At 69.8% G+C, this 7,493-nt stretch carries 9 protein-coding genes and 1 pseudogene; all 10 read left to right on the forward strand.

Annotated elements, in window-relative coordinates:
* Nucleotides 1-367, forward strand: a pseudogene (locus ACIP8W_RS31575) (hypothetical protein); the annotation flags it as partial.
* On the forward strand, nucleotides 364-705 hold the full coding sequence (locus ACIP8W_RS31580; RefSeq protein WP_402205827.1) for a hypothetical protein: 342 nt from the start codon (nucleotides 364-366) through the stop codon (nucleotides 703-705). The pseudogene ACIP8W_RS31575 and the gene ACIP8W_RS31580, both read left to right, overlap by 4 nt.
* Nucleotides 706-710: 5 nt before the next feature.
* On the forward strand, nucleotides 711-1,124 hold the full coding sequence (locus ACIP8W_RS31585) for a hypothetical protein (protein WP_365914935.1): 414 nt from the start codon (nucleotides 711-713) through the stop codon (nucleotides 1,122-1,124).
* Entirely contained in the window at nucleotides 1,121-1,474 is a 354-nt protein-coding gene (locus ACIP8W_RS31590) for a hypothetical protein (protein ID WP_402150359.1), read from the forward strand. Before ACIP8W_RS31585 ends, ACIP8W_RS31590 begins: the two co-directional genes overlap by 4 nt.
* A gap of 4 nt (nucleotides 1,475-1,478) precedes the next feature.
* A complete protein-coding gene (locus ACIP8W_RS31595; protein ID WP_402150362.1) occupies nucleotides 1,479-1,748 on the forward strand; it encodes a hypothetical protein in 270 nt (89 codons plus the stop codon).
* Nucleotides 1,748-2,155 carry a hypothetical protein gene (locus ACIP8W_RS31600; protein ID WP_402150365.1) on the forward strand — a complete coding sequence of 136 codons (408 nt, stop codon included), beginning with the start codon at nucleotides 1,748-1,750 and terminating at the stop codon, nucleotides 2,153-2,155. Before ACIP8W_RS31595 ends, ACIP8W_RS31600 begins: the two co-directional genes overlap by 1 nt.
* Before the next feature lie 72 nt (nucleotides 2,156-2,227).
* On the forward strand, nucleotides 2,228-2,878 hold the full coding sequence (locus ACIP8W_RS31605; RefSeq protein ID WP_402150368.1) for a phage tail protein: 651 nt from the start codon (nucleotides 2,228-2,230) through the stop codon (nucleotides 2,876-2,878).
* Between the two features lie 101 nt (nucleotides 2,879-2,979).
* Nucleotides 2,980-3,303, forward strand: coding sequence for a hypothetical protein (locus ACIP8W_RS31610; RefSeq protein ID WP_402150370.1), 324 nt, complete (start codon nucleotides 2,980-2,982; stop codon nucleotides 3,301-3,303).
* A gap of 50 nt (nucleotides 3,304-3,353) precedes the next feature.
* Nucleotides 3,354-3,776, forward strand: a complete 423-nt coding sequence (locus ACIP8W_RS31615) for a hypothetical protein (protein WP_402150373.1) — start codon at nucleotides 3,354-3,356, stop codon at nucleotides 3,774-3,776.
* 6 nt (nucleotides 3,777-3,782) lie between these two features.
* Nucleotides 3,783-7,475 carry a phage tail tape measure protein gene (locus ACIP8W_RS31620; RefSeq protein WP_402205830.1) on the forward strand — a complete coding sequence of 1,231 codons (3,693 nt, stop codon included), beginning with the start codon at nucleotides 3,783-3,785 and terminating at the stop codon, nucleotides 7,473-7,475.
* Nucleotides 7,476-7,493 lie beyond the last annotated feature (18 nt).

Here is a 7,493-nt window from a genome sequence, read left to right on the forward strand (position 1 = left end):
GGGAGATTATCTGGCCGCCACCAGGGACACCCACGAGGCCACCAGCGGGGAAGATCACTGGCCGCCCACGGGGAGCACTACGAGGCCGTTGACAACCCGGATCACCCCCGAGAACGCAATTGCGCTGCTGCCCGAGCCCGGCGCCACGACCGCGGCCGCGCCGACCGACCTCGGCGCGACGCTGCTCGGCACGACCGCCGAGTCGCTCGAAGACGAGTACGCCCTGCAGCCCGGCGAGCAGCCCGGCATCGTCGCCGCGCAGTGGAAGACGAAGGACCCGGTCAGGGTCTGGACTCACGCGGCCGCGGTCGGCATCCCGGTTCTGCGCGAGCCGAACCTGACCTTCCGTGCGCAGGTGCTCGCATGAGCCGACGACTGATCGCGTACGTACACATCGACGGCATCCCGTACGGGCCCGACGACAAGATCCCGGCGGCGATCACGCGCCGGATCGGTGAACACGCGTGGGCCGACACCGACGCCGACGCCGACGCCGACGCCGACGCCGACGCCGACGCCGGCGACGTCGCGGGCGAGGGATCCGGCGGCGACGTCGAGGCGCCGCCCCGGTCCGGCCGCGGCTCGGGCGTCGAAGCGTGGCGCGCGTTCGCCGAGCAGCACGACGTCGAGGTCGCCGCCGACGCGAGCCGCGAGGACATCATCGCGGCATGCGAGACGGCCGGCGTCATCGAGCGAGAGGAGTAAGGGGGATGGCGGCAGCGTTCGCGACGGTCGAGGACTACGAGAAGCGCGCCGCCGTCACCCTCACCGGGGCCCGGCGCGATCAGGTCGAGGCGTACCTCGACGACGCGTCGGCCCTCATGCGGCGGCACATCCCGACCGGCTACACCCCCGACCCGGGCACGACGAAGGCGATCGCGATCGCCATCACGCGGCGGGTCATCGCCAACGGCGGTGGGTACCGGCAGCGCACCATCGGCCAGTACTCCGAGACGCTCGGCGAGAACGGCGGGCTGTACCTCACCGACGACGAGATCGCGCAACTACAGCCCGAGGACACCAACGACCCGGACGCCGACGCCGCGTACACGGTCGAGCTCGTCGACCAGAGCCGTCACGGGTGGCGCGATGACCCGGCCGACTGCTGGGGGCGACTGCTGTGATCGGCGACGATCTGCTGCCGCACGTCGTCGACGTCGTGCACCCCGGCCGGACGACCGACCGGTACGGCAATGAGGTCGACGACTGGACAGCGTCGACACACGCCACGGTGAACGCGTGGCTGCAGCAGAACACCGGGGCCGAGGACACCGAGCAGCGCGAAGCGCAGATCGGCGAATGGCTCATGCTCTGCAACCCGTACACCACCGAGGGCGACCCGCTCACGGTGCACGGCGCCGACCGAGTCCACTGGAACGGCGCCGACTTCGAGGTGATCGGGCCAGCCGGCCCGGCGTACGAGCCGGCCGAGCTCCACCACTTCGAGATCAGGTTGAAGACAGTCGAGGGGTGACCGCATGGCCCGTACCAGGGTGATCCCCAACAGGCGCAACATCGCGTCGTTCCTCAAGTCGGACGGCACGCGGGCGCTGATCGAGCGCAAGACCCGAGCAGCCGAGCGGGGCGCAGCCGCGGCGAGCGCGGCGGCCGGGCAGTTCCGCACGGACGTGCAGACCGACGACCGTCGGGTGCGCGGAGCCGTGATCGGCGACTACTCGACCGACGACCCCGAGGTGTCCCGGGCGGCTCTGCTCGCCGGGCTCGACGCAGCAAAGGGTCAGGACTGATGCCCGAGGCGATCGCGTTTCCGGACGCCGCCGAGATCTACACGCGGTACCTGCGCGAGCAGCTCATCGCCCGCGGCGACACGGTGCATGTCGGTACCCGCATCCCGAACCCCCGGCCGGCTCGTCTCGTACGGGCCGAGCGGATCGGCGGCGCGCAGCTCGACCGCGTCACCGACCGGCCGCGCCTCGATGTGCACTGCTGGGGCGCGACCGAGGAGAGCGCCGCCGACCTCATGACGGTCGTACGGGCGCTCACGCTCGCCATGCCGGGATGGCGGGGCGCCCGGGTGTACGACCTCGCCGAAGTCGGGGGCCCGAACCTGCTGCCCGACAAAGAGACGTCGACGCCCCGGTACGCGCTCGCCGTCGAGCTGTCCATACGGGGGACGACCCTCACACCCGCTTGACCGGCTCACCCGCCGTTGACCGCTTGCCCTCGCGCCGCAACCGGCCGGGGGCTCTTGCATGGAGGTAGCCATATGGGCACCCCGACCGAGCCGGTCTCGCTTGAGACCGGTCTGCACAACGAGTACATCCGCAAGCAGCTCGTACAGGCGGTGTACGCCGCGGACTACTCGGCGGCCGCCGTGACCGCCCCGTTCGCCACCGACGACGGCGCGCTGAACGCGATTCCGACCGGGTACGTCCCGGTCGGCTACACGACCGACGATGGCGTGACTTTCACGGGCGATCTGTCGATGGCGGACGTCACGAGCTCGCAGAGCGTCGAGCCGACCCGTTCCGACGTCGAGTCGGACGTGCTCAGCGCGCAGTACGCCGCGCAGGAAACCAACGCGGCGACCGTCGCTCTGTACGAGGGGCTGCCGCTCACCGGCACGGGCGCGCTGCCCGCCATCGGCACGGCGTGGACATGGGACCGGGCGAGCACCCCGAAGAACCCGTATCGCCGGCTGCTGTTCATCGGTCTGGACTTCGACGACACGGGCGCCGAGATCTACGTGATCAAGTTCTTCCCGCGCGCGCGGCTCACCTCTCGCGACGACGAGCAGTGGGCCCGGTCGACCGAGACGCAGCGCCCGGTCACGTTCAACGCCTACCGCGACAGCGTGCTCAAGACGAGCTGCCGCAACTGGGTCGACGGCCCGGGATGGCGCAACCTCGCGGCGTGACTGCCCCTGATCGGGCGAGGGACGGCGGTTCTGGGTGAGCCCCTCCGTCCCTCGCCCTCGAATGCTCACCCGCAGCTCACCCGAGGATCGAGGACATCATCATGAGCAAGCCCAACAAGGCCCGGTTCCGTCTGTCAGCGGTGAAGGCGTCGTACGCCGAGGCGGTCGGCGGCGAGCTCGTCGAGGTCGAGACCGACGACGGGAAGGTGTTCACCTTCCCGCACCCGCTCTTCGCCGACGACGACACGAACAAGGCGATCGACGCCGCCGAGGGCGACGCCGGCAAGGCGCGCGTACTGCTCGGCGATCAGTGGGACGCGTACGTCAAGTCGGGCGGCGACGCGAACGGGCTGATGCTGTGCTTCCTGGCCGTGCGTGCTGAGATGCAGGACACGATGGGAAAGCACCGGCCGCCGAGGCGGTAACCGGCGGCGAGGAACCCGAGGACGGCGAGCAGCAGTTCGTCACGTACGACGTGCTCGACGTCCTCGGCGAGCACCCCGAGGCGACCGAGGCTGACCTCGCGCACCACTACCCCGGGTACGGCCGGGGCGGTCCGCTCGCCGCTTTCTGGCGGGGCGAGATCACGCTGCGGCTGCTGCGCGTCCTGGTCGAGGGGCTGCCGCCCGATGGCGCCCTCGCCCGTGCGAGCGCCGGGCATCCGTGGACACAGCTTGATTGGTCCGCGGCGGACACACGCGATCTGCTCGAACTGCTGTTCATCGCGTTCGCCAACGTGCACCGCGGCGAGAAGGCGCAGCCGATCCCGTGGCCCGAGCCATCGTGGCGGCCGGGCGACCCGCTGCCCAAAGACACCGCGGCGGCCGACGAAGTGAAGCGGGCCAAGGCTCGCGCCGCGTACGACCACATCAACTCGCAGGTACTGCCCGGGGGGTGATCCGTCGTGCCGGTCGAGGTCGGTGTGGGATACGTGTCTGTCGTCCCCGAGACCCGCGGGTTCGGGCCCGAGCTGCAGCGGCAGATCACGGGGCCGTCGGGCAACGCCGGGCAGACAGCCGGCCGCGAGTCGGGCGGCGGGTTCCTCTCCGGAATCGGCGGGGTCCTGAAAGCGGGTGTTCTCGGCGTCGCTGCCAGTGCCGGCGCGCTGTTCGCGGTCGGGTTCACCGAGGCTGCTGCGCAGGACAAGAGCAATGCCCGACTCGGCGCGCAGCTCGGGCTCAACCCGAAGGAAGCGGCGCGGCTCGGCAAGATCGCCGGGTCGGTCTACGGCAAGGGGTACGGCGAGTCGATCGATCAGGTCAACGACTCGCTTAAGGCGCTCGCACAGAACGGCGTCGCCGCGGTCAACGCCCCGAAAAAGGATCTTGCCGGGCTGAGTAAGAGCGCCCTTAACCTCGCCGAGACGTTCGACGCTGATGTCGGCGAGTCGGCGAAGGCGGCCGGACAGCTCATCAAGACGGGTCTAGCGAAGGACGGCAAGCAGGCGTTCGACCTGCTGACCAAGGGGTTCCAGTCAGGAGCGGACAAGGCCGGCGACCTGATCGATACGGTCAATGAGTACGCCACGCAGTGGCGTAAGGCCGGGATCGACGGGGCGACCGGGATCGGGCTGATCAATCAGGCGCTGCAGGCGGGCGCCCGCGACGGCGACGTCGCGGCCGACGCGATCAAAGAGTTCTCGATCCGTGCGATCGACGGCAGCAAGACGACGGCGAGCGGGTTCAAGGCACTCGGGCTCAACGCCGACGACATGGCGGGCAAGTTCGCCAAGGGCGGGAAGGCCGCGAACGGCGTACTTGATCTCACCCTCGACAAGCTGCGAGGTATCAAAGACCCCGTCAAGCAGTCGCAGATCGCGGTCGAGTTGTTCGGCACCCAAGCCGAGGATCTCGGGGCGAGCTTGCTCGCGATGGATCCCTCGACGGCGGCCGCCGGTCTCGGGAAGGTCGGGGGCGCGGCCGACAAGATGGGCAAGACCCTGCACGGCAACGCGCTGCAGGGCGTCGAGGTGTTCAAGCGGCAGGCGCTGCAGGGCCTCGCCAACGTCGCCGACAAGTACGCGCTTCCCGCAGTCACGAAGTTCGGCAGCTTCCTGAATAACCGGGTGCTGCCGCCCGCTAAGACAGTCGGCGGCGTTCTGATCAAAACGCTCGCACCCGCGGTCAAGGGCACGTCGACGGCGCTCGCCGACGGCGCCAAGGCGGTACGGGATTACGGAATTTGGCTTCTGCCGCTCGGCGTAGCGGTCGGCGGGCTCGCCCTCACGATGGGCGCCTCAGCGATCGCGACCGGCGCGACGACCGCAGTCTTCGCGATCTATCGCGGCGTCATCCTCGGCGCGGCCGCGGTCACCCGCGGGTACGCCGTTGTGCAGGGCGTGCTCAATGCGGTCATGTCCGCGAACCCCGTCGGACTGATCATCACGGGTATCGCGGCGCTCGCCGCGCTGCTCTTCGTCGCGTACAAGCGCAGCGACACGTTCCGCTCGATCGTTCAGGGCGCATGGTCCGGGATTCAGGCCGGTTGGTCGGCTCTGTGGTCCGTGCTGCAGCCCGGCGTGTCCGGACTGATGACCGGGCTGCGCGCGGTCGGCACTGCGACCGCGTGGCTGTGGGGCACGGTCCTCGCGCCTACGTTCGGGTTCATCGGCACCGGGGCGAAGGTGCTCGGCGTCATCATCGCGACGCTGCTGATCGCTCCGTTCGTGATCGGGTTCAAGGCGGCCGGGGCGATCGCATCGTGGCTGTACGCCGCGGCGATCAAGCCGGCATTCGACGGGATCGGCGACGGGGCGTCGTGGCTGTGGGGAACCATCCTGCGGCCGGCACTCGGCGCGATCGGCACCGGGTTCCGGGCGACCGGCGCGGCCGGAACGTGGCTCTACCGGTCCGCGATCAAACCGGCGGTGTCCGGCATCGGCACCGCGGCGTCGTGGCTGTGGGGCACGGTCCTGCGGCCGACGCTCGGCAGCATTCAGACCGGGATCCGCACGACGGGCGGCGTCGCGTCGTGGCTGTACGGCAACGCCGTCAAGCCGGCGTTCGACGGGATCGGCCGGCTCGCTTCGTGGCTGTACGGGACGGCGCTTAAGCCGGTCCTCGACAAGGGCCGCAGCGCGGTCAAGCTCTTCGGGGCGGCGTTCGGGCTCGCCCGCGACGCGATCGGCAAGGCGTGGTCACAGGTCGAGGGCATCGCGAAGAAGCCCGTGAACTTCGTGATCGAGTGGGTCTATACGAAGGGGATCAAAGCCACCTGGGACAAGGTCGCTTCGTTCGTCGGGCTCGGCAAGCTCCCTGCCGCGCCGAAGCTGCTCGCGCAGGGCGGCACGGTCGGCGACGGGTGGGGGCCGGCCGCGCCGATGCGGGTCAACAGGCCGACGGCGATCGTCGGCGAGGGCAACCCGCGGCATCCCGAGTACGTGATTCCGACCGATCCGCGGTACCGGCGGCGCGCGCTCCGGCTGCACGCGGCCGCGGGTACTCAGCTCATGGCCGACGGCGGTGTGCTCGGCGACGTCGGCGACTGGTTCAGCGGTACCGCGAAGAAGATCGGCGGCGCCGTGATGAGCGGCGTCGACTTCCTCGCCGACCCGGGCGCAATGTGGGACAAGGCGACGTCGTTCGTCCGTGACAAGGTCGAGTCGATCGGCTCGTCAAAGTGGGCGCAGACGCTCGGGAAGTTCCCGGGCAAGATGCTCGGCGGGCTGAAAGACAAGATCGTCGACAAGGCGAAGGGGCTGTTCGGCGGCGCCTCGGGCGACGTCGGCGGGTCCGGTGTCCAGCGCTGGACGTCTGTGGTTCTGCAGGCGCTCAAGATGGTGGGCCAACCCGCCTCCCTTCTGCAGACCACCCTGCGCCGCATGAACCAGGAGTCCGGTGGCAACGCGAGGGCGATCAACAACTGGGACATCAACGCCAAGAACGGCACCCCCTCCAAGGGGCTGATGCAGGTCATCGACCCCACATTCAACGCCTACGCGGGCGCGCTCCGTGGCCGCGGCGTGTGGGATCCGCTCGCCAACCTGTACGCCTCGATGCGCTACGCCCTGTCCCGGTACGGGTCGCTGGCCTCCGCCTACAACCGGCCCGGCGGATACGCCGACGGGGGCCGACCGAAGCCGGGCGAGATCGCGTGGGTCGGCGAGCGCGGCCCCGAGCTGGTCCGCTTCGGCGGCGGGGACACAGAGGTGTTCGACCACAAGACGTCTCTGGCCATGGCCGGCGGGTGGGGGCTGCGCGGGTTCGCCAAGGGCACCAGCTCGGCGAAGAAGGCCGCAGCCGCCGCCAAGAAGAGAGAGCAGCAGTCACGCGCCAAGTCTCAGGCCAAGGCACGCAGTGAGATCCCCGCGGACCTGGTCGCGTTCAAGAAGAGCCTGACCGGCAGCGCGTCGGACATCGGCAAGGCCGGGGCCGAGCTGGTCAAGGACCTCAAGGCGGCCGGTAAGGCGGGCTCGGGGCTGGCGAAGTCGACGGAGAAGGCCACCGCCAAGTTGCAATCGCTGGCCAAGCAGCGCGACCAGGTCGGCGCGCGGATCAAGGAGGCCAGGCAGTACGCCACCACTAAGCCTCGATCCACCGACGTGATGCCTGTGGATAACTTTCAGGAGAACGAGGAAGTGCCTTGTGACCTGCGATGATGGGAGTTCTTCAGGCTT

Source organism: Streptomyces sp. NPDC088554, assembly GCF_044752945.1.
Classification (GTDB): Bacteria; Actinomycetota; Actinomycetes; order Streptomycetales; family Streptomycetaceae; genus Streptomyces.

Bases quoted from the DNA above. Each gene is read 5' to 3' on its own strand.
- ACIP8W_RS31580 (WP_402205827.1), top strand. From the start codon at position 364: ATGAGCCGACGACTGATCGCGTACGTACACATCGACGGCATCCCGTAC.
- ACIP8W_RS31585 (WP_365914935.1), top strand. From the start codon at position 711: ATGGCGGCAGCGTTCGCGACGGTCGAGGACTACGAGAAGCGCGCCGCC.
- ACIP8W_RS31595 (WP_402150362.1), top strand. From the start codon at position 1,479: ATGGCCCGTACCAGGGTGATCCCCAACAGGCGCAACATCGCGTCGTTC.
- ACIP8W_RS31600 (WP_402150365.1), top strand. From the start codon at position 1,748: ATGCCCGAGGCGATCGCGTTTCCGGACGCCGCCGAGATCTACACGCGG.
- ACIP8W_RS31605 (WP_402150368.1), top strand. From the start codon at position 2,228: ATGGGCACCCCGACCGAGCCGGTCTCGCTTGAGACCGGTCTGCACAAC.
- ACIP8W_RS31610 (WP_402150370.1), top strand. From the start codon at position 2,980: ATGAGCAAGCCCAACAAGGCCCGGTTCCGTCTGTCAGCGGTGAAGGCG.